Raw genomic sequence first — 20,283 nt, 5'->3', positions numbered from 1 at the left:
GAGCTTGCGGCAAGTGTCGCCAAGATTGAGGACCGCGAGATCAACATTACGCTCCAGAGTATCCCGTAGTTGGAGGGTGGGCATCTGGGGACGGGGGCCGGACGCGGCGGTCATGCTGTTCCTATTTCCGTCAATCATCAACGAGAACTGATACGGATGAGACTTGGCATGAAGACGTCAGCGATATGGATGCACAATTTTGTAGGCAAATTGTCTATTTCGGCGGTCGCGGTACTGGTCCTATCACAAGCCAGCGCAGATGACGAGTTGATGAGGGCTTCCAGACAGATTTTCAGACCGATCCCCTCTGTCGCGCCTATAGTGAGAGATAATCCGGTCTCCCCGGAGAAGGTTGAACTCGGCAAGGTGCTGTTCTTCGATCCGCGAGTGTCGGCTAGCCAAATCATAAGCTGCAACAGCTGTCATAATCTTGGTACGGGCGGAGTGGATGCCGGTCCAACCTCAGTTGGTCACGGCTGGCAACGGGGGCCTCGTCGGGCGCCAACCGTCTACAATGCCATCTTCAATGTGGCGCAGTTTTGGGATGGACGCGCGGCAGACCTCAAGGCTCAGGCAAAGGGACCCGTGCAGGCGAATGCCGAAATGAACGCGACCCCAGACCATCTCATCGGCACGCTGAACTCAATGCGCGACTACGTCGTCTTGTTCAAGAAGGCGTTCCCGGAGGATGCCTCGCCAGTCACGTTTGATAACTTCGCGAAGGCAATCGAGGCCTTCGAAGCGACTCTCATTACACCGGCTGCTCCTTTCGATCGCTATCTTGAAGGCGATCCGAACGCTCTCAATGATCAGCAGAAGGCAGGATTGAAGCGATTTATCGAAACGGGATGCTCCTCTTGTCACAAGGGGATCAACGTCGGTGGACAGGATTATTTCCCGTTCGGCCTGGCCGAAAAGCCAGACGCAAGTCTACTTCCGAGCGCAGACAAGGGCCGGTTCGCGGTCACCAAAGCGGCCGGCGACGAATATGTGTTTCGCGCTGCGCCGTTGCGCAACGTCGCTCTGCGGTCGCCCTATTTCCATTCGGGTCAGGTCTGGAGCCTCAAACAAGCAGTTAACGTGATGGCCGAAATCCAGCTTGGCGCCAAGCTCGGTGACAATGAGGCAAACGATATTGTCGCATTTCTGAATTCGCTAACCGGGCGGCTGCCGAAGATCGAGTATCCGATGCTCCCCACGCGCACCGACGCGACCCCGCCGCCCTCTTTGGGCAAATAGTACGATTCATCACGGTTATCTTGATTGCGTGGCGTTGGAACCGATGGAATGCGGCGCGCGCATTCAAGAGCGGCGTCCTCATGACCTCGCAGAGCGGGATGCGGGCGGAGCAGGGCGCGAGCAAGGTCTGATCGGCAACAGACTGAGCGAAGCTGTGAAAAGGATCGGGTCATAAAGGGCAGGTTGCGGACGCACGCAGAGCGTCCTGTTACAGCGCCACGTCCTCGGTAATTGTCTCTCGTCTCGATCATGGCGGCCGAACGCCACGGGCTCCGCGACGACTTGAGCGCGCCCTACTTGGGTGGAAGGTGACTAAGCTGCCATCAAGAATCTGCTTTCGCGTGTCAGCTGCGGCCTGCCGCTGCCTTCGCCATCGCCGGTCCATGAAGAATTCACCGCGAAAGCCACGCCTTTCGTCGAGAGGCCCCCAGCAGTGCCCATCGTCGACAGCCTCCTTGGAAACACAGAAAGGTGCCCGCGCGGATCTGCGATCACCGGGCTGCTCGTGCTCCAGCCGCGTTCCTGAACGGCAATCCGACAAAATGTTTTATCTAGGCAGACAGGCTTGGGGCCCGCGAAGCTCATTCCGATGCTCGCGCAACCGCGGGCACTTGACGCGCTCAACAGCAGGGGCAATCAAGCGGCGTGGTAGGCTCACTCTCAATGATCACGATCCGCTGGCCGAATCTCTCGGGCCTCCCCCCAGCGAGGCTAGCGGTTGGGCCTGTCCGTGGTCAGGCTCGAGCAGTCGTCGACCCTTCGCAGGGTTGCCTCGATGCGCGAGGCTCTGCGGCCCGTACCACTTGGTTGAATTTCGCGAAGCGCGTTTCGGCTGGGTTGAGGTCAGCGCTCTAACGTTGCAGAGAGAGAAAACGCGTCGTTCGGTGCGAATGGCACTGCCGGACGGCGCGCCCTTGTGACTGCCGAGACCGTCGCAGATGACCACGTCATTGATTGAGTAAGCGCCAACGTTTTCTCCAATGGCGAGAGTGAAGAGTTCGCCATTGCTGGTATCGCTCATGGCTGGCTGCGATCCGGTCGCAGCATACCGCCGCGACCGGCCCGCCGAGCTAGGCGGATCTTGCTGTGGCTCAAATTTCACTTCGCCCCAAGCTTGCAAGCTCGCTCGCCATGGCTGATCGAGATCGACGTCTTGTTGGGACAGTGCCGCGATCGCTGGATCCACGGCTCCAGGCGACTGCACCGCGAAATCAACGCTTGGGAATGGCAGAGACGGCCGTGGGCTCGCGCACCAAGTGGATGTCGACTAACAAATAAAATCCCGAGCCAAAACGAGGCGAGCCTATCCCGACAATTCCAAAAAGTCATAATCACTGTGCGGAGCTACTGGATAGTAGTTGCGCGCCGGCTCATCGCGGCCGGCAGAATTAGTGCCTCTACCATTAGTAGAACTAATATCAAGACATTTCCGCGTCAACAGCGCTTGTTACGAACCGGGCCGGAAGCTGCGGGGGCGCTCCAGCTAGAGGGTGGAGTGCTCAATTCCAACGAAGTCGTACGCGCCAAGGAGGCAATCCTCTCTCCGTCCAAACGGGGGAAGGCAGGCCTCCAGCAAATTTCGCCGCAAGTCATAGGAGAGACCGATGAAGATAAGCACCGACAGAATCCTCACGACGCATGTCGGAAGTCTGCCGCGGCCGCCCGCATTGGAGGAGATGCTCTTGGCGAAAGAGAAGGGCGAATTGAATGCCGATCACACTGCGTCGTTGGCCGCCAACGTCAGTTCAGCGGTCGCCGACATCGTAAGAAAGCAGGCGAGTATTGGCCTGACGGTTATCGACGACGGTGAGATGAGCAAATACGCCTATGCGACGTATGCGCGCGCGCGCATGACCGGCTTGACGGGGATTGATCAGCCGCTTGCACTGTCCGAACTGGCGGAGTTTTCGAATTTCGCAAAGCGGGTCAATCTGGATATCAAGACTCCCGCCTGCGTTGGGCTTCTCCACTATCAGGGAGAGACGGCGGTGGCGACCGACATTGCCAATCTGAAAGCGGGTCTCGATGCGGTCTCTGTCGAGGAAGCATTCATGAACGCCTCCTCTCCAGGGATCATGGCGCACTACATGCCGAACAAGTATTATCCATCGCAGCAAGCATATCTCTATGCTTTGGCCGACGCAATGAAGCAGGAGTATGATGCCATCGCTGCATCGGGCATCCTTCTGCAAATCGATTGTCCGGACCTTGCGCTTGGACGCCATTTTCGTGCGATTCCGATGGATGTCGCGGAATTTCGCAAGGAGATTACCCTTCACATCGAAGTCCTCAATCACGCGCTGCGCGACATTCCAGCCGATCGGATGCGAATGCATCTGTGTTGGGGCAACTACGAATCGCCCCATCACCACGACATCGATCTCCACGAGATATTCGATATCATCATCAAAGCGCGGCCGATGGCTCTCCTGCTCGAGGCGGCAAATCCACGTCACGCGCATGAATGGTGCCTCTTTAAAGAGACTCAGTTACCCGACGACAAGGTCATCGTGCCCGGTGTCATCGACACTTGTACGAACTACATCGAACATCCGGAAATCGTCGCGCAACGCATCGAGCAATACGCCAATCTCGTCGGTCGGGAGCGGGTGATCGCCGGCACGGACTGCGGTTTTGCCAGTTTTGCAACGTTTCATACCGTCGATCCGGACATAGCCTGGCGCAAGCTGGAGTCGCTGGTGCAGGGCGCCGAGATTGCGTCCCACCGGCTCTGGAACACGCAATCCAAGCGTCCCAGTCAGACCCATGCCGCCTGAAAGCGCAAACACCCCATGAAAATCATCCAAATCACCGACCTCCATCTGGTTTCAACGGGTGGTCGTCTCTTTGACAGCGATCCAGGCGAGCGCTTGAAATCCTGCTTGGCCGATGTGGCCAAGCATCATGCAGATGCTGAACTGTGCGTCATCACGGGTGATCTCGCTCATCATGGCGAGAGGAGCGCCTACGATCGCCTGCGCAAGGCGCTCGAGGTCTTGCCGATGCCGGTGCGACTGCTCTTGGGTAACCATGACGATCGCGCCAATTTCCGTGATGTATTTACCGAGGCTCCCGTTGACAGCTTTGGCTTCGTCCAGTCGATGCTCGACGCCCCGGCGGGACGCTTTCTGTTTCTCGATACCAAACGATCCGACAGCCATGCGGGCCTGTATTGCGAATCGCGGCGGGCGTGGCTGCGCGCGCGTCTGGAAGAGGCGGAAGGAAGGCCGACCTATCTCTTCATGCACCACCCTCCACTGCCGGTTCACTTCCGGCCTGCGGACGACATCATGCTGGACGACGGGGCGGCCTTCGGGAAACTTCTTGAAGGGCATCGCATCCGCCATCTGTTCTTCGGGCATGTGCATCGCCCAATCAACGGAAGCTGGCAAAACATTCCTTTTTCCACCTTGCGCGGGCTGAACCATCAATTGTGGCTGGATTTCAATCATGAGCGAGGAATTCCCTGCAGTATGGAGCCGCCGGCCTATGCGATCGCCTTTCTGAACGCCGACGCCGTGGTCATCCACACCCATGACTTTCTCGATACGAGCGCAAAATATCTGTACGACCCGGACCAGCCTGTTGAGCGCCAAGTCCTTCCAATGGGACGACGAGCGCTACCCTGATCCCGTATGCGGCAGGGTCTCGCTCCTCGCCGACGATTGTCACGCCTGCCCGTCCGTCATCTAGCCCCGGCGGAGCAGTTGTTTGCACCATTTGGCTCGTCTTTTCAGGACTAAGGAGCACTCTCATGATCATCTCACGCCGCACGCTTCTCCGTTCTTCCGTGGCGGCATCCGCCGCGTCCATGGTCGGCTCAGTTGCCGGTCCGGCCTTCGCCGCATCGGATAGCGTCACCATAGCCTCGCTCTACGACTTGACCGGACCGCTCAATGTTTATGGTGCTCCGTCCAATATGTGTACGGAGTTTGCTGTAAGGGAATTGAATAAAGCGGGAGGGCTTCTAGGCAAGCAGGTGATTTTGAAGGTCTATGACTGCCAGTCGGATGTCAACAAGGGTCCACAATACGCGCAGCAAGCGGCGCTAAGTGACCGGGCCGTGATGGCAGTGGGTGCCTTGACCGGCGCCGCCCGAGAAGCAACGCGACCGGTCCTGCGCAGATACAAAGTACCGTATTTTTATGGGTCAATTTATGAGGGCGGCGCTTGTGAGCAGAATATCTTCTGCTGTAACACCGAAGGAAATCAACAGGTCGTTCCGCTGCTCGAATGGTCGTTCAAAAATTTGGGCAAGAAGCTTTACTATATCGCGTCGGACTATAACGCCCCGCGCGTTTTCGGGCTTTGGAATCACGTCATGGCAAAGCGCGAAGGTGGCGAGGTGCTTGCCGATGACTACTACCCCTTGGATGTGACCGACTTCACCGCGGCAATCGCCAAAATCCAGGCGGCGAAACCAGACTTCATCCATTCCTGTCTGGTCGGCGGGCCGTCAATGTCGTTTTATCGCCAGTGGGCGGCGGCCGGAATGCTGAACAAAATTCCGATTATCTCGATTATTTTCGGAGGTGGCCGGGAACCGGAGATCCTTTCACCTCAAGAGACGAATGGCATCTATGTAGCCTACAACTATTTTCAGGAGCTCGATACGCCGCAGAATAAAGACTTTCTGGCACGTTTTGCCGAAACCATGGGTAAAGACCATACCTACATCAACGGAGAGGCTATCGGAGGCTACACGACGGTCATGTTGTGGGCGGAGTGCGTGAAGCGTGCAAAGAGCTTCGAGCCCGACGCGGTCAGGAAGGCGTGGGAGAGCGGAATCACTTGGGAAGGGCCCGGCGGAACAATGGTCACTGACGGCCCGACGCACCACACGATGCAGGATGTGCGCATCATCAGAGTCGAAGATCGCGTGTGGAGTCTGATCGAGACCAAAAAGCAAAACCCACCGAATACCTATGACGGCAGATGCAACGTCATCGCCCGTCCAAACCAAACCGAGTGGTTGATGCCACAAACATAAGCGCTCAAGCGCGCGGCGCCTCATTGCTGGCGGCGCCGCGGCCTCGTTCGTCCGGTTCGGGGTTTATCGGTTGAGGGGAGAGGGCGTGACTCTTCTTTTGACAATTCGAAGGAGGCTTCTCTTGAAATTGTCCCGTCGCAAGTTTCTCGACTCTTCCGCGGCGCTCTCCGCCGCATCCCTCGCCAGTTCATTTACCGATCGCGCCGTGGCGGCATCAGACGCGGTCGCCATTGCCTCGCTGCATGATTTGACCGGACCACTCGATATTTATGGCGTTCCGTCCAATTTGTGCATGAACGTCGCCGTCGATGAGATCAATGCCGCCGGCGGCCTGCTCGGAAAGAAGATCGATCTCAAAGTCTGTGACTGTCAGTCGGATTTCAAAAAGTATCCGCAATACGCCCAAGGGGCGGTGCTGAACGACAAATGCGTTATGGTGCAGGGCGCGCTCTCCGGCGCCGCGCGCGAAGCGACGCGCCCCGTTCTGCGCCGCTACAAGGTGCCGTTCGTCTATGGCTCGTTATACGAGGGTGGTCTGTGCGAGAAGAACACCGTTTGCGTCAATACAGGCGGCAATCAGCAGGTTGTACCGCTGCTTGAATGGTCGTTCAGGAATTTGGGCAAGAAGCTTTACTATATCGCGTTGGACTATAACGCGCCGCGCAGTTTCGGCATTTGGAATCATGTAGTGGCGAAGCGCGAAGGCGGCGATGTGCTGGCGGAGGACTACTATCCCCTGGATGTTACGGACTTCACGGCGGCCATAGCCAAAATCCAGGCAGCGAAACCGGACATCGTCCATTCCTGCCGGGTCGGTGGTCCGGCCATGTCCTTCTATCGCCAGTGGGCGGCGGCCGGGATGCTGAAGAAAATCCCGATCATCACGATCGTCTTTGCCGCGGGCAACGAGCATAAGGTTCTTCCGCCGGAAGAAACGGACGGCATAACCGTCGCCTGCAACTATTTCCAAGAGCTCGACACGCCAAAGGACAAGGAGTTTCTGAGCAAGGTCGAAGCCGTGGCCGGCAAGAACCATCCCTATATCAACGGCGAAGTTGTCGGCGGCTATAGCGGAGTCATGCTCTGGGCTGAAGCCGTGAAACGGGCGGGTAGCTTCGAGCGGGACGCAGTCCTCGCGGCATTTGAATACGGCATCCGGTGGGACGGTCCGGCCGGGGTCATGACCACCGATGGTCCCAGCCACAACACGTCGCAAGCCGTTCACATCATTACCGTCAAAAACCGCGTCTGGAGCCTGATCGAGAAGAAGGAGCAGATCCCGCCGGATTCCTATGGGGCCGATGCAATGTCTTCACCAATTCGAACCAGACGGAATTTCTGATGCCGCAGATCTAGGTGGCCGGGGTGGCAGCACTGAACCGCCGACTATGTCGCAACGTTATTCGACTGTCTCCGTTTTTCGCAGATCGGGATACACCATGGATCAGTTCGTCATATTGTGTTTCACGGTGGTGAATTCCATCGCGCTTCTCGTTCTGGTCAGCCTGGGACTCGCGGTCGTTTTCGGAATGATGCGGGTCATCAACTTTGCCCATGGCGAATTCATTATGCTGGGCGGATACGCGACGGTGATCGCTAATCACGCCGGCGTCAATCTTTGGCTGTCCATGCTGATCGTCGCCCCTATCGTCGTCGGTCTAATCGGGGCTGCCGTTGAGCGCCTCATTATTCGCCGGCTCTACGGGCATCTGGTGACGACGATGCTGGCGACCTGGGGTCTCAGCCTCTTTCTAATCGGTGTAGTAACCGCCATTTTCGGCAACACGACTTTGGGCGTGAGTGCACCGCTAGGCAATATGCCGGTTGGAGCCTATTCCATCGGTGCCTACCAGCTGCTCTTGAGTGCAATCACGGCGCTGCTCGTAGTGTGTTCTCTCCTGGTGTTGCATTGGACGAAATACGGACTGATCGCGCGGGCGGCGATACAGAATTCGGAAATGGCAGCGACCCTCGGGATCAATTGCGACCGTGCGTATGCCGTCACCTTCATCGTCGGCGCGGCGATCAGCGGCTTGGCTGGCGCTCTCCTCGCACCCATATCCGGCGTCCTTCCCCACATGGGTTCTGCTTATGTCGCCCGTGCCTTCGTCACGGTCATCAGCGGCGGGGGAGCCTTGATCACGGGCTTTCTGTCGGCCGCGGCGATTCTCGGGCCGGTCGAGGCGTTGCTTTCCTATTTCGCGACACCCGTCGTCGGCCAGGCCTCGCTTTTGCTTTTGGCCGGGATCATCCTGCGCCTGTTCCCGACGGGCGTCTCCAGCTTGTGGACCGGAGGTCGATAACGCCATGCTGCCCCAATTGAAACATGCATTTGTTCCTCTCGCTCTCGCGCTCTTCGCGGCTCTAGGACCCTTCGTGCTGGAGCCTTTCTGCCTGGTCAATCTGTCGGCCTTTTCAGCCCTGGCGATCGCGGCGCTCGGTCTTGCCCTTGTCTGGGGGACGCTCGGCGTTCTGAATTTGGGCCATTCGGCTTTTTACGGTCTCGGCGCTTACGCCTATGCGATTGCCGTCTTCAATCTCGGCGACAGCACGCTCGCGTTGCTGATCGGGATAGCCGTGCCGGCCGCATTCTCGCTGATGCTCGGCTATTTCCTGTTCTTCAGCCGTCTCGGCGACGTCTACCTTGGCGTCATAACACTCTGCGTGACACTGATCTGCTATTCCTTCATGACATCGACAGCTGATCCCTCCTTCCGCATCGGCTCGGTGCCGCTTGGGGGCTTCAATGGCATCGCGGCCATACCCCCGCTCAACATGCCGGGGAGCTCGCAAACATTTCTATCAGTGGAAGCGACATTTTCAATCTGCCTGTTAGCCCTTGCGGCCGTATATATCCTGCTCTCGGTCGTGCGCGCGAGCGATGCCGGTCGGATTATGGCGGCGATCCGCGAAAGCGAGTTGCGTAGCGAACTTCTCGGTTATGATATTCGCTTCTACAAGCTCGTGGGCTTTGCCCTAAGCGCCGCCATCGCGGGTCTTGGCGGCGTGCTTTATACTGCGGTGATGGGTTTCGTAAGCCCGAACGTCTTCGATCTCGCGCAAGCCTCGCAATTCCTGCTGTGGGTGATCGCCGGCGGACTCGGCACCTATGTCGGCCCCATGATCGCAAGCTTCGGCTTTCAGCTTCTCAGCAGCCAGCTCGGCGCAAACCAAGTTTTCAATACCGAACTCATTTTCGGCACGACGATTATCTTGTTTGTCTTGCTCGCGCCACAAGGCCTGCTGCCAATGATCCTCGGTATGGCCGATCTGAAATTCCCGCCCCGTTTCGGCAGCCTGAGGCGAAAGGAAGAACCGGTATGAGTGGCTCCCCCATTCTTGCAACGCGCGGACTGGTCAAACGGTTCGGCGGTGTTGCGGCAATCGATGGTGTCGATCTTGCCGTGATGGCCGGGGAGATCCGCTGCCTGATCGGCCCGAACGGCGCCGGCAAAAGCACTCTCTTCAAGTGCCTCACGCATCAGCACCAGCCGACCAGCGGCCATGTTCTGTTCGACGACCGGGATCTTCGGGGCCTTGCCACGCATCGGATTGCGCGCCTGGGCATTGCCATCAAGAATCAGATTCCGACAATCTATGCTAACCTTGACGTCCGGGAGAACATCCGGCTGGGCGCTCTGCGGCGGGAACTGACCAAACGCGAGCTAACGAAGGTTGTTGAGCTGACGCTCGACGAGATCGGTTTCGACGACCATCTTGCGAAACAGCCGGCTGCGACCCTTTCGCACGCGCATCGCCAATGGTGCGAACTCGGGATGCTTCTCGCAAGCGATCCGCGGCTTGCGCTCCTCGATGAGCCGACCGCCGGCATGACGCGCGATGAGATGTTGAAAACCGTCGACATCATCAAGCGCCTGAACGCCCGTGCCACGGTGATTGTTGTCGAGCACGACCTCGAGTTCATCGCCCGCCTCGCTCAGAAGGTCACGGTCCTGCACAGGGGGCGGGTTCTGGTGGAAGACAGCATGGAAAGGATCGAAGCAAACGAGACGGTTCGGGATATCTATCTCGGGCGCAAAAAGGAGAAGGCGACAAATCATGCTTAAGGTCGAACGGCTTAGCGCAGGCTATGGCGGGACTCGGGTCCTGCGCCGCTTGAGTTTCCAGCTTGCGACCGAGGAAGTGCTCGGCATCGTTGGCCTCAACGGCATGGGCAAAACCACTCTGCTCAAAACGCTCGTGGGGCTGCTGCCGACCGAGGGCGGACGTATCGAATTCGATGGGACAGCAGTCGAACGTTCGCCAGCGCATCGGCGCGCGCGATTGGGCATCGGCTACACGCCGCAGGGCGGCTTGGGCTTTCCGGGCTTTACAGTCCGGGAGAGTCTTGCGCTCGCCGGCATGATGCCCACAAAACGGCGCACAAAGCCCATCACCGAAATTCTCGCGCTATTCCCGCAGCTTGAGAGGCTGCTCGATCGCCGCTCTTCCGCGCTCAGCGGGGGTGAGCGGCAATTGCTTGCCTTGGCGCGAGCCATCGTCCCTTCGCCGCGTCTCCTCCTGCTCGATGAACTTACGGAAGGCGTTCAACCCTCGGTGACCGATGAAATTGCCGAATGCCTTTCGTCCCTCCGCCGAACCGAAAACACTGCGATGATTATCGCCGATCAGGACCTCAGCTTTGTTGCTTCGTTGGTTGGGCGGGCGCTCGTCGTCCAGAAGGGCGAGATCGTGGCAGAGCGGAATCCGACGGAACTACTCGCCGATAGTGTGCTGGACGTGAACTGAACTCATGCACCTCGCGCGTGTGCCGTGCGCGTCTCAAGTCACACAGCCGAACGGCCCGCGCCGGCTCCCGCGCCTGGTGATGCTATCGGCGCGGATGTCCCTGCCGCTCCGGAAATCAGCAGGACAGCCTCTATGTATCCTGAATTCGATAACCGCTCGAGACGAGAACCCACCGTTCAATGTGCGGAGCCACTATGATCGCCAAAGCGCTCTCGATTCAATCGTTAGTCCATCCCTCGGCGCAGCTGCGCGATGCAAAATTCGGCGCATATTGCGAGATCGGTGCGCGTACGAATCTGCAAGAAGTGACTATCGGCGACTACTCTTATGTCATGAACGATTCACAGGTTACGTACACGACGATCGGTAAGTTCTGCTCCATCGCCGCAATGAGCCGCATCAACCCCGGCAACCATCCGATGGACCGGACCAGTCAATCGCACTTCACTTATCGGGCGAGTGTCTATTTCCCAGGCGAGAGTGATGAGGCAGAATTCTTCGAATGGCGGCGGCAACATCACGTCTACATCGGGCACGACGTCTGGGTCGGTCACGGCGCGATCGTGCTGCCCGGCCGAAACATTGGCACCGGTGCCGTGGTCGCAGCCGGTGCAATCGTTACCAAAGACGTGCCGCCCTACACGATTGTCGCAGGCAATCCCGCTCGCGCCGTCAGACGACGATGTTCGGACGACACCGCCAGGCGGCTTGACAGACTTGCGTGGTGGGACTGGGATCACGACGGCTTACGCGGGGCGCTACCGGATTTCCGTAAGCTGTCGATTGAAGACTTCCTGGCAAAATACGAAGCCAAGACGATCTCCAATCACCCCTCTATTAGCGAATGAGGCGTTCTCGCGTCACCGACATTGAAGGCGGACATGCCCTGATCGAGCGTGCTGCAATTGACCTTCGTGAGTCGGCCGTGCGTTCAGGCTCGGGTCGCCGACGGGGCCCATCTAGCTCCTTGTCGGAGCCCTCGACGTGATTGCAAAAAAGCCTGATCCGCCCGCGTACTCGGCTTTGTCCCCGAGCTGTGATCACAATTCGACACGATGAAAACCTGCGCAGCACTCCGAACAAGTCACACTGCTCTCTCTCTCTCTCTCTCTCTCTCTCTCTTATACATGCGCCTCACGCTACCTGCCGTCACAATTCTTTAACATGAGCTTAGTTGTGACCCCGAACGGATTTTGAAATGCCGGATGAGGCTCTTCACTGTCCCAAATCGGCTCGAGGAGCCTCGTGCCACCCTGATCCAGCACCATAAGTTCGCAGTTTGCAGCAAACAATCATGGAACATGCCATTATCGTTGACAACCGTGTCCAGCGAGCATGTCACATTGCCGGTACTAATCCTACGAAGGTGGCGTGCCACTGACACATTCCGCCCCGTCGGGGTTGCGGGGATACTTAGTGTAATTGAAGGGCGAGGCGCGCGTCCGCAAGCCTCAAACTCGGTTCGAATTGCGAACCCACGATAGCAGGAGGAGCACGCTTCGAAGCCATGAAAATCAGTTCCCACCAGATTGCGGCCTTTACAGAGGTCTTCCGGCGGAGAAGCGTTTCAGAAGCTGCAGCTGTCCTCGGCGTCACCCAATCGGCGGTCACCCAGCACCTTGCCAAGCTTGAGCAACATATGGGGACGACACTCTTCATTCGCCATCGCAGCGGGCTCGAGCCGACGAAGCCGGCTCAGGAACTGTTTGCGCTAACTGATCGCGTTCGAGTATTGGAGCAGCTGGTCGCGGAGAAGGTCAATGCCTATAGCGACCTATTAGCCGGGCATATGACGGTGATCGCGAACGCGCCGCGTCCAGCGATGCCAATTATTTCCGAGTTCAACCGACGTTTTCCCGCAGTCAGGATCACGTTCTCACTGGCCCCCTGGGAGCTTGCGAAGCGACGACTTGAAGCGCGTGACGTCGATATTGCTGTCATCACTGAGCCCGATGACATCGCCAGCCTGTTCCACATGGAGCTAAGCAAAACGCGCCTTATGGCGCTCGTGCGGCGTGAGCATCGACTTGCGCGCAAGGAGACACTCAGTCTGGCTGAACTTGCGCAAGAAAGAATCATTCTGACAGAGGATGGTTCACTCACGCTACGCGAAGTTGAAAAAGCGTGTGTTGAAAACAGTATAAATATGCCGAACATTATCAAAATGGCGACCTATCCCGTTCTAAAGGAGGCCGTTCTGCATGGAATCGGGATAGGCATTCTTCTCCAAGACAGCGTTTTTCCAACAGAGGAACTTGTCTACAAGGCAGTCGACGAACTCGGCATCGATTTCAAGACGTATGTCGTCACGACATCCGATAAGAGAAGGCTGCGATTCGTAAAATCATTCTTCGAAACGGTTGAAATTTTTATCGAGAATCAACCAAGCGCGATTCGCCGCTCGGCGGATTAGAAATCGCATCGCCTAAGGCGCGATGCGAGCGACAGCTTCTGAAGTGGATCATGCAGTACAATCAGCTTTGATGTCCTCTTTGTCCGAGAACCAATCGCAAGTGCTGCGGAAGTCCGCGCGATTGCTCTGGCGTTCAGCGATTGCTTCGCCTTTAGGGGCCGTGAGGCGGCATGACGAGATAGGACCCCCAGACACTGAGCGAGGTCGATACGCGATGGGATTTCCGTGCTGCTGTCCCTGTGTGCACCCCGACACATTGCTGGACCTGCGGTCGTCTATCAAAGGTTCAAAATATCTCGTCGGAAGTGGAAAAGAACGCAATCGTTCGTACAAGGCTGCTGCGGCTCTTGCCACGTCGTCATGGCAGAGGGAAGCGGAACGTAACGCCCTGACTAGACTGGCCATGGGAGCGAGTAGGTCTTCAACTGCGTGAAGCTGCGCATCGCCTCTAGCACCCCCTCCTTGTGCCCGAGTCCGGACTGCTTGATCCCGCCGAATGGGGTCAACTCGGTGCGATACCCGGGAACCTCCCATACGTTGACGGAGCCAACGGCGAGACCGTTGATGAGTTTCGTTACATGATCGAGCCGGTTGGAGCAGACTCCGGCGGATAGTCCAAACTTGGTCGCGTTCGCGATCGATATGATCTGATCAATATCGTTCGGGCAACGGATGATCGGTAGCACAGGTCCGAATGTTTCTTCAACAACCAGCTCGGCGGTTGATGAGACGTGGTCCAACAGGGTAGGCGGGTAAAACGCGCCGTCAGGCTGGTTGCCGAGCAACAGGACAGCACCGACATCGATCGCGTCGGCAACACGTCGGGCGATCAGCTGAGCTGCCTCGCGACTGATGACGGTCCCGAGGTCAACCGAGGGATCGCTCGGATCGCCGGTCGAGAGCTTCAGCATGTGATGGAGCGCCCGTTCTGCAAATTCATCGGCAACAGAGTCAACGACCAATGCCCGCTTGACGGCTGTACATCGTTGGCCCGAGTTCTTGATCGCCCCTTGAACCGCCAATTGCGCCGCGCGATCGACATCGGCATCATCGAGCACGATGATGGGGTCGTTTCCACCGAGCTCCAATATCAGCTTTCGGTAGCCCGCTCGTTCTGCGATATGGTGCCCAACGCGGACGGAGCCGGTAAATGTCACCAGCTCCGCGTCTCGATCGGTGAACATCGCATCTCCCAAGGAGGGAGGGGCCCCTGTCACGATCGAAAGCATTCCCTCCGGCAGCCCTTCCTTATAGAGAATCCCGCCAAGCGCCAGGGCAGTCAATGGCGCTCGCTCGGAAGGCTTCAGGACAACACGGTTGTTTGTCGCAATGGCGGGAGCGAGTTTGTGGCTGACAAGATTAAGAGGATGATTAAACGGCGTGATAGCGGAGATCGCACCGACGAGGGGTGTGCGCATCGAAAACACGCGCCGGTCATGAGGGCTTGTGCCAATGTCAGATGGATAAATCTCGCCCTCGCTCTGGATCAACATATGGGCGGCAAATGACCAGACGTCGCAGGCACGTCTGGTTTCGTGCAAGGAGTCCTTCAGACAGAGGCCGGTTTCGGCCGTGATGAGCCGAGCAAGCTGGTCTTGATCTCTTCTAATGGCGTTTGCGGTGCCAAGGAGGATATCTGTCCGTTCACGGCGCGTGAGCCGGGGACAAGTCTGCGCAGCCGCCTCAAATGCTTTGCGTATGTGGTCTGGCCTGGCCTGCGGGACCCTGCCTTGAAGCATTCCTGTGAATGGGTTCCTGATTTCGATCAAGACGTCCGAATCAGCAGGCGCGCCTGCAATGAGCATTGGATGATAGTCTTGATCGATATCGTACATGCTTAACCTGATTGGAATGTGTCTTCAAGATCGCCCACAAGTCTCTCGCCTTCGAAGCAGATGCTTCGCCACGGAGCGGGGGAGCCGTGCTTCTTGGACCGAGCCAATTTATATCGAAGTCTAGAGCGATGAAGATCACGTACAGGGTGGCCATAGTCCATATCTAGCGGCTTGCAAAACACGACACTGCTCTTTCAAGCCCTTGCCGCCGGCTCGTTGCCGCCAATGCCGAGCGCGCGCTGAAACATGGTCTTGTTCTGACGCGGCGAATATCGGGATGTGACGCGAGGGAGCTGAGGCAAATGGACGCGATTGACCTTGCAAACCACGAAGTGAGGGCCGCTACCCCGGGCGCATTGCTGCATGACGGTTATGATTTGCTCAGCCTCGTCACAGCGGGTAGCCGTTCGGTACCCGCAGGCGGAGGCGACAACGTCGAGAGATGACGTTCGCGAGGTTGAGAGCTGGCCGCCTGTCGAAACGTAGCTTTCGTTGTCCAGCACAACATGGATCAGATTTTTGGGGCTTGCGTAGCCAATGGTCGACAGGATGCCCATGTGCATCAATACGCTGCCGTCTCCATCCAATGCCAGCACGAGCCGCGTAGGCGAAGCCAGCGCGAGCCCTGCGGCAACCGCGCTGCAATGTCCAAGGGAGCCCTGCATATAGAAATTCAGGGGACGATCCCGGAGGCGAAACAGCTCACGAGAGATGAACCCGGTGGTAGAAACAATGAGGGTGTCGGCATCGACGTGCTGGCAAATCAAATCAATAACCTGACCGGCACTAAGTCCATAGTCGATTGTACCAGCCTGTCTTTCGGCCATGTTGCAGTTGGATAGCTGGCCTTTCCGAAACAGCAACGCAAACGGCGCCGCCCTGTGAAATGCATCGTTACAGCGCGCGAGCGTGCAATCCAAGCCAGACTCGGTCCCATCGAAATCACACCATTCAATCGAGAGCTGCTCCAGGAGACCTTGAGTCTTGGCGCCCATGATCGTGTGTTGTGGCTCGTCCGCAGGTTCATCGGGGTGACCACGAACGGACAAGAACAGCAGGACCGGAATTTCGTTGACCATCAAAAGGGACGTCAGGGGATTGATGATATTTCCCAGACCGGAGTTCTGAAAGGCAACGACTGCTCGGTGACCTGACAGTACCGCACCAGCCGCCAGCGCAACTGCGCTGCCTTCATTGGCTGCGGGCACCTTCAAGAATGCAGGATCTTCAGCCACCTGGTCGAACAGATCACCGAAGATGGAACACGGTACGCCCGAAAAGACGGTGTACCCGGCTGCGCGGAGCTTCGACAACAGAACGCTGGTCGGAACAGGCATGTCGCGTTCACGATACTGATGGAGAGGTCCGGCGGAATCAGCCATCCCCCAAGGGGGGGTAAAAGTCTTGAGAGTCAGGCGATCTTTCTCGCGACGATCAGGCTCCGATTACAGATGGATTTGTGGAAGTCGACCTGCTCGAAACGGGCGTTCTCGAGCATCGTCCGCATGTCCTCGAAGGAGTAACAGCACCCCTCGTATCCTGTTGTGAGCAGCACGGAATATTCCGCTTCGGCGACCGGGGCCGGACGTCCGTCGCGGTCGTCCGGGTGGCAGCTGTAAATTGCTACACGACCACCAGAAGGAAGGCTGCCATAAGATTTACTCAGGAGCAGACGGACCTTGTCTGGTCCCCAATTGTGCAGGACATGCGAATAGAGGTGGAGGCTTGCATCCCGTGGCAGCGGATCAACGAACATGTCGCCAGCTATGACACGAGCCCGATCCGGATAGAGATTTCGGCCTGTCAGACACGTCCTTGCAAGCTCATCAACGGGAGGGCGCTCGAAGATCGATGCTAAGAGGGAAGGATAGCGCATCAGCAAATGGGCGGAATAGACGCCAGATCCACCACCTACATCGAGTACGGAAGTATCATTCGTACAATCAAGTAGGTTTGCAAGATGAGGAGCGAAGATCCGTCCGCGCTCCTCCATCCCGCGTGTGTTCAGATCGGCGAACTCATCCGTCTGCATCAGGGCGTCCCAGGTCATGGTGCCGCCGCGCTCAACGTGCCAGGTACTCGAGCCGTCCTGCCGCAGGATATTATAAAGTTCCCGAACGGAAGGCTTATACTTCATCGTTGCAATATACGACGCGATACTGTCCGCCGAATTGCCGCTTAGATACTGAACGGCTGCGGCCGTCGCGTGTAGCCGGCCGGATTCGTTGGCGATGAGACCCCACGATTCGAAGAGGCGAACCATGGTCCGCGTCGGCCGCTCGCGGAGAGAGAATTCAATTCGCAGCTCCTCTTCGGTGACCGGATGACCATCCAGGTAGGTAAAGAGATCAAGCCATGAGACCGCGGCGATATAGAGATCCGCGGCATAGGAGCTGTCACGCCATTTGATGATTTGCGCAATATCCGGCGAGCAAAAAGGAGCGCCTTCAGGAGTCGGGGCGGATATTGACGCTAGTGAAGACGATTGCATGGTCGCAAGTCCTCCTTTGTACCGGCTGTGTTGGGGACGAGACGCTGTTGCTCAGCAGGCTTGGCAGACCTCGCGCTTCTACGCCGGGCCGAGTGGCGTACCGGAAGAGTGCGAAGACTCGGTAGCCTCGAGCGCAGGCAGTCGACAGCTCCAATGCGCCGGAGATCTTTGAAGCCTGCGCTCGACGATTGCGCCGAGGCGCCATCATGCGCTTCCATAAGTTCATGGATGGTGTAGACCTTAACGCACGGCCTTTCTGACGTCGGCCAATCAGCGCATCGATCACGACCGTCGGCAGGTAGGAGTTTTTGGTGATGTTGCATGCTACCTAGAAACGGTTGACCAGCCCGAGGTCGGCAACCAGTCACTGACATGCTTGTGTCATCTAGTTCAATTGCTAGCGTTGGTAGTTGACCTTTCGCAAATTTTGCATGTCACAACGGATACTGAGCGGCGGCGCCAATCCCGGACAATTGCGAGCTGTTCGATCGTTGGTGACGAAATCTGACAAAACTCATTGCGCTCGACACCCGCCAGCGCCTCATCATGCAGCGGGCTTCTTTGCAGGCTCGGTGCCGACTACGATCCCGACATTTCGACTTGCATCCACGCGAAGTGTCGTCCAGTGCGAATCTGGTTAGAGGGCTCGCTCATACTTAGATACATGCTCCGCTCTGCCACCGAAAGGATGAGCAAAGCGCATCTCCTTTTTCGAGTCATTTCAACGAATGAAGCGATTTGAGCTAGGGACGGCGTCGCACTTCCAACGAATGTTGCGATTGCTTCAATGCGCATGAGACCTCTCAACCGATGTCTTCCAGGGCTTTGTCTTGCCGCGTGATCTTCGTGTCCGCCCCAACTGGCACGATAGTTGCCGTCGTCATTGCCGAGTCCTCAAGAGCACACAGGAGCCGAGACATGCCCCAAGCCGCAAACAGATCCAATCCTGGCAATGAGGCGCAAGCGACGGCGAAATGCGACGCCGTGGTTATCGGAGCCGGCGTCGCTGGTCTTTATCAGTTGTACCGCCTGCGAGAGCTGGGGCTGAAAGTTAGGGCGATCGACGCGGCCTCCAGTGTCGGCGGCACCTGGTATTGGAACCGTTATCCCGGAGCACGCGTCGATTCAGAAGGCTACATCTACCAGTACCTCTTCTCGGAGAATCTCTACAAGAGGTGGAGCTGGAGCGAGAGGTTCCCGGGGCAGCCGGAAATCGAGCGCTGGCTGAACTACGTGGCCGACGAACTTGATCTGCGCAAAGACATTCAATTCAACACGACGGTCCAGAGCGCTTATTTCAATGAAACAACGGAGCGATGGGTAGTCGGGACCGGAAAGGGTGACCTCATCGACACTCAGTTTCTCGTCACCTGTTGCGGCATGCTGTCGGCACCCCATGTGTCCATCCCCGGGCAGGAGGCGTTCAAGGGCATGGTGTTCCACACGGCGCGGTGGCCGCAGCAGCCGATCGACCTTGCTGGCAAACGCGTCGGCGTGGTTGGCATCGGAGCGAGCGGGATCCAGGTGATCCAGACGATCGCTGAGAAAGTCGGTCATCTCAAGGTGTTCGTCCGCACGCCGCAATACATCCTCCCGATGATAAATCCGACATACGGTGCCGCTGACGCCGAAGCCTACAAGTCAAAGTTCAAAACCCTTACCGAGCGGCTGCCGCATACGTTCACAGGCTTCGAATTTGACGTAGAGCACATCTGGGCCGATCTGCCCCCGCAACAGCGACGCAAGGTAATCGAGGACTGTTGGAACGACGGTTCCGTGAAATTGTGGATAGCATCGTTCGCCGAGCTGTTCTTCGATGAGGTGGTCAACGCGGAGATCTCCGACTTCGTGCGCGCGAAAATGCGCGAGCGGCTCAAAGATCCGATGCTGTGCGACCTGCTAGTCCCGAGTGACTACGGGTTCGGGACCCATCGCGTGCCGTTAGAACACAAGTTTCTCGAGGCCTTCCACCGCCCTAATGTGGAGATTGTTAGCGTCAAGACCAATCCGATCGAGCGTATCACGGCCGATGGCATCCAGACAGCGGACGGCACGGTTCACCCGCTCGACATCATCATCCTGGCGACCGGCTTCGACGCGGGAACAGGTGCCCTGACGCGCATCGACATCCGCGGTCGCGACGCGCGATCACTGAAGGAGGAATGGGGCAAAGACATCCGAACCACTATGGGGTTGCTGGTGCACGGCTATCCCAATCTCTTCGCGACCGCGGTGCCGCTTGCCCCGTCGGCAGCCCTTTGCAACATGACGACCTGCCTGCAGCAGCAGGTCGAGTGGATCGCCGGATGCATCAGCTATCTGCGCGGCAAGAAATTGAGCGTCATCGAGCCTACCAAGGAGATGGAAGATCAATGGGTGGCGCATCATGATGAGATCGCCGACACGACGCTAATTGCCAAGACCAATTCTTGGTACTTGGGGTCGAACGTCGAAGGGAAACCGCGCCGGGTCCTGTCCTACACCGGCGGCGTAGGCATCTATCGGCGAAAATGCGACGAAGTCGCCGCAAGCGGCTATCAAGGCTTTGCCATGCACTAGGGCCGCC

At 57.6% G+C, this 20,283-nt stretch carries 15 protein-coding genes; 12 read left to right on the top strand and 3 right to left on the bottom strand.

The features are described from left to right. Window positions 1–189 precede the first annotated feature (189 nt). From ACFDR6_RS30475 to ACFDR6_RS30425, 11 genes are all read left to right on the top strand, one after another. Entirely contained in the window at window positions 190–1,239 is a 1,050-nt protein-coding gene (locus ACFDR6_RS30475; protein ID WP_375860651.1) for a cytochrome-c peroxidase, read from the top strand. 1,604 nt (window positions 1,240–2,843) lie between these two features. After that, window positions 2,844–4,016, top strand: a complete 1,173-nt coding sequence (locus tag ACFDR6_RS30470; RefSeq protein ID WP_375860614.1) for a cobalamin-independent methionine synthase II family protein — start codon at window positions 2,844–2,846, stop codon at window positions 4,014–4,016. A gap of 15 nt (window positions 4,017–4,031) precedes the next feature. Continuing rightward, a complete protein-coding gene (locus tag ACFDR6_RS30465; protein WP_375860613.1) occupies window positions 4,032–4,868 on the top strand; it encodes a phosphodiesterase in 837 nt (278 codons plus the stop codon). A 125-nt stretch (window positions 4,869–4,993) separates the two neighbouring features. Continuing rightward, entirely contained in the window at window positions 4,994–6,229 is a 1,236-nt protein-coding gene (locus tag ACFDR6_RS30460; protein WP_375860612.1) for an ABC transporter substrate-binding protein, read from the top strand. Between the two features lie 121 nt (window positions 6,230–6,350). Then, window positions 6,351–7,571: an ABC transporter substrate-binding protein gene (locus ACFDR6_RS30455; RefSeq protein ID WP_375860611.1), complete on the top strand. Its 1,221-nt coding sequence runs from the start codon at window positions 6,351–6,353 to the stop codon at window positions 7,569–7,571. A 97-nt stretch (window positions 7,572–7,668) separates the two neighbouring features. Beyond that, window positions 7,669–8,532, top strand: coding sequence for a branched-chain amino acid ABC transporter permease (locus ACFDR6_RS30450; protein ID WP_375860610.1), 864 nt, complete (start codon window positions 7,669–7,671; stop codon window positions 8,530–8,532). Window positions 8,533–8,536: 4 nt separating this feature from the next. Further along, a complete protein-coding gene (locus ACFDR6_RS30445) occupies window positions 8,537–9,553 on the top strand; it encodes a branched-chain amino acid ABC transporter permease (RefSeq protein ID WP_375860609.1) in 1,017 nt (338 codons plus the stop codon). Then, window positions 9,550–10,296, top strand: a complete 747-nt coding sequence (locus ACFDR6_RS30440; RefSeq protein WP_375860607.1) for an ATP-binding cassette domain-containing protein — start codon at window positions 9,550–9,552, stop codon at window positions 10,294–10,296. The genes ACFDR6_RS30445 and ACFDR6_RS30440 overlap by 4 nt, the downstream gene beginning before the upstream one ends. Further along, on the top strand, window positions 10,289–10,978 hold the full coding sequence (locus ACFDR6_RS30435; protein WP_375860605.1) for an ABC transporter ATP-binding protein: 690 nt from the start codon (window positions 10,289–10,291) through the stop codon (window positions 10,976–10,978). Before ACFDR6_RS30440 ends, ACFDR6_RS30435 begins: the two co-directional genes overlap by 8 nt. Window positions 10,979–11,172: 194 nt before the next feature. Beyond that, window positions 11,173–11,826 (top strand): LbetaH domain-containing protein, encoded by a 654-nt coding sequence (locus ACFDR6_RS30430; RefSeq protein ID WP_375860604.1) that lies wholly within the window; start codon window positions 11,173–11,175, stop codon window positions 11,824–11,826. Window positions 11,827–12,485: 659 nt separating this feature from the next. Then, window positions 12,486–13,391, top strand: coding sequence for a LysR family transcriptional regulator (locus ACFDR6_RS30425; protein ID WP_375860603.1), 906 nt, complete (start codon window positions 12,486–12,488; stop codon window positions 13,389–13,391). Window positions 13,392–13,783: 392 nt separating this feature from the next. Here the strand turns inward: ACFDR6_RS30425 and phnY are convergent, their stop codons facing one another. The 3 genes from phnY to ACFDR6_RS30410 all read right to left on the bottom strand — a co-directional run bounded on the left by phnY (window position 13,784) and on the right by ACFDR6_RS30410 (window position 17,717). Continuing rightward, window positions 13,784–15,226 (bottom strand): phosphonoacetaldehyde dehydrogenase, encoded by a 1,443-nt coding sequence (gene phnY, locus ACFDR6_RS30420; protein ID WP_375860602.1) that lies wholly within the window; start codon window positions 15,224–15,226, stop codon window positions 13,784–13,786. A 194-nt stretch (window positions 15,227–15,420) separates the two neighbouring features. Next, window positions 15,421–16,563 (bottom strand): phosphonopyruvate decarboxylase, encoded by a 1,143-nt coding sequence (aepY, locus tag ACFDR6_RS30415; protein ID WP_375860601.1) that lies wholly within the window; start codon window positions 16,561–16,563, stop codon window positions 15,421–15,423. 74 nt (window positions 16,564–16,637) lie between these two features. After that, window positions 16,638–17,717, bottom strand: a complete 1,080-nt coding sequence (locus ACFDR6_RS30410; RefSeq protein ID WP_375860600.1) for a methyltransferase — start codon at window positions 17,715–17,717, stop codon at window positions 16,638–16,640. 918 nt (window positions 17,718–18,635) lie between these two features. On the opposite strand from ACFDR6_RS30410, the gene ACFDR6_RS30405 reads away from it, so the two are divergent. Next, a complete protein-coding gene (locus tag ACFDR6_RS30405) occupies window positions 18,636–20,276 on the top strand; it encodes a flavin-containing monooxygenase (RefSeq protein WP_375860598.1) in 1,641 nt (546 codons plus the stop codon). Window positions 20,277–20,283: the final 7 nt, after the last annotated feature.

Origin of the sequence: Bradyrhizobium tunisiense, from assembly GCF_042263385.1 — a bacterium.
GTDB lineage: Bacteria > Pseudomonadota > Alphaproteobacteria > Rhizobiales > Xanthobacteraceae > Bradyrhizobium > Bradyrhizobium tunisiense.
Note: the sequence above shows the minus strand (reverse complement) of the source record. Positions and strands in the feature narration are given on the sequence as shown.

What these genes read in the sequence shown, in the direction of transcription:
- ACFDR6_RS30435 (WP_375860605.1), top strand. Translation starts at nt 10,289, where the DNA reads ATGCTTAAGGTCGAACGGCTTAGCGCAGGCTATGGCGGGACTCGGGTC.
- ACFDR6_RS30470 (WP_375860614.1), top strand. Translation starts at nt 2,844, where the DNA reads ATGAAGATAAGCACCGACAGAATCCTCACGACGCATGTCGGAAGTCTG.
- ACFDR6_RS30440 (WP_375860607.1), top strand. Translation starts at nt 9,550, where the DNA reads ATGAGTGGCTCCCCCATTCTTGCAACGCGCGGACTGGTCAAACGGTTC.
- ACFDR6_RS30475 (WP_375860651.1), top strand. Translation starts at nt 190, where the DNA reads ATGCACAATTTTGTAGGCAAATTGTCTATTTCGGCGGTCGCGGTACTG.
- aepY (WP_375860601.1), bottom strand. Translation starts at nt 16,563, where the DNA reads ATGCCTGTTCCGACCAGCGTTCTGTTGTCGAAGCTCCGCGCAGCCGGG.
- ACFDR6_RS30405 (WP_375860598.1), top strand. Translation starts at nt 18,636, where the DNA reads ATGCCCCAAGCCGCAAACAGATCCAATCCTGGCAATGAGGCGCAAGCG.
- ACFDR6_RS30450 (WP_375860610.1), top strand. Translation starts at nt 7,669, where the DNA reads ATGGATCAGTTCGTCATATTGTGTTTCACGGTGGTGAATTCCATCGCG.
- ACFDR6_RS30445 (WP_375860609.1), top strand. Translation starts at nt 8,537, where the DNA reads ATGCTGCCCCAATTGAAACATGCATTTGTTCCTCTCGCTCTCGCGCTC.
- ACFDR6_RS30460 (WP_375860612.1), top strand. Translation starts at nt 4,994, where the DNA reads ATGATCATCTCACGCCGCACGCTTCTCCGTTCTTCCGTGGCGGCATCC.
- ACFDR6_RS30430 (WP_375860604.1), top strand. Translation starts at nt 11,173, where the DNA reads ATGATCGCCAAAGCGCTCTCGATTCAATCGTTAGTCCATCCCTCGGCG.
- phnY (WP_375860602.1), bottom strand. Translation starts at nt 15,226, where the DNA reads ATGTACGATATCGATCAAGACTATCATCCAATGCTCATTGCAGGCGCG.
- ACFDR6_RS30410 (WP_375860600.1), bottom strand. Translation starts at nt 17,717, where the DNA reads ATGCAATCGTCTTCACTAGCGTCAATATCCGCCCCGACTCCTGAAGGC.
- ACFDR6_RS30465 (WP_375860613.1), top strand. Translation starts at nt 4,032, where the DNA reads ATGAAAATCATCCAAATCACCGACCTCCATCTGGTTTCAACGGGTGGT.
- ACFDR6_RS30425 (WP_375860603.1), top strand. Translation starts at nt 12,486, where the DNA reads ATGAAAATCAGTTCCCACCAGATTGCGGCCTTTACAGAGGTCTTCCGG.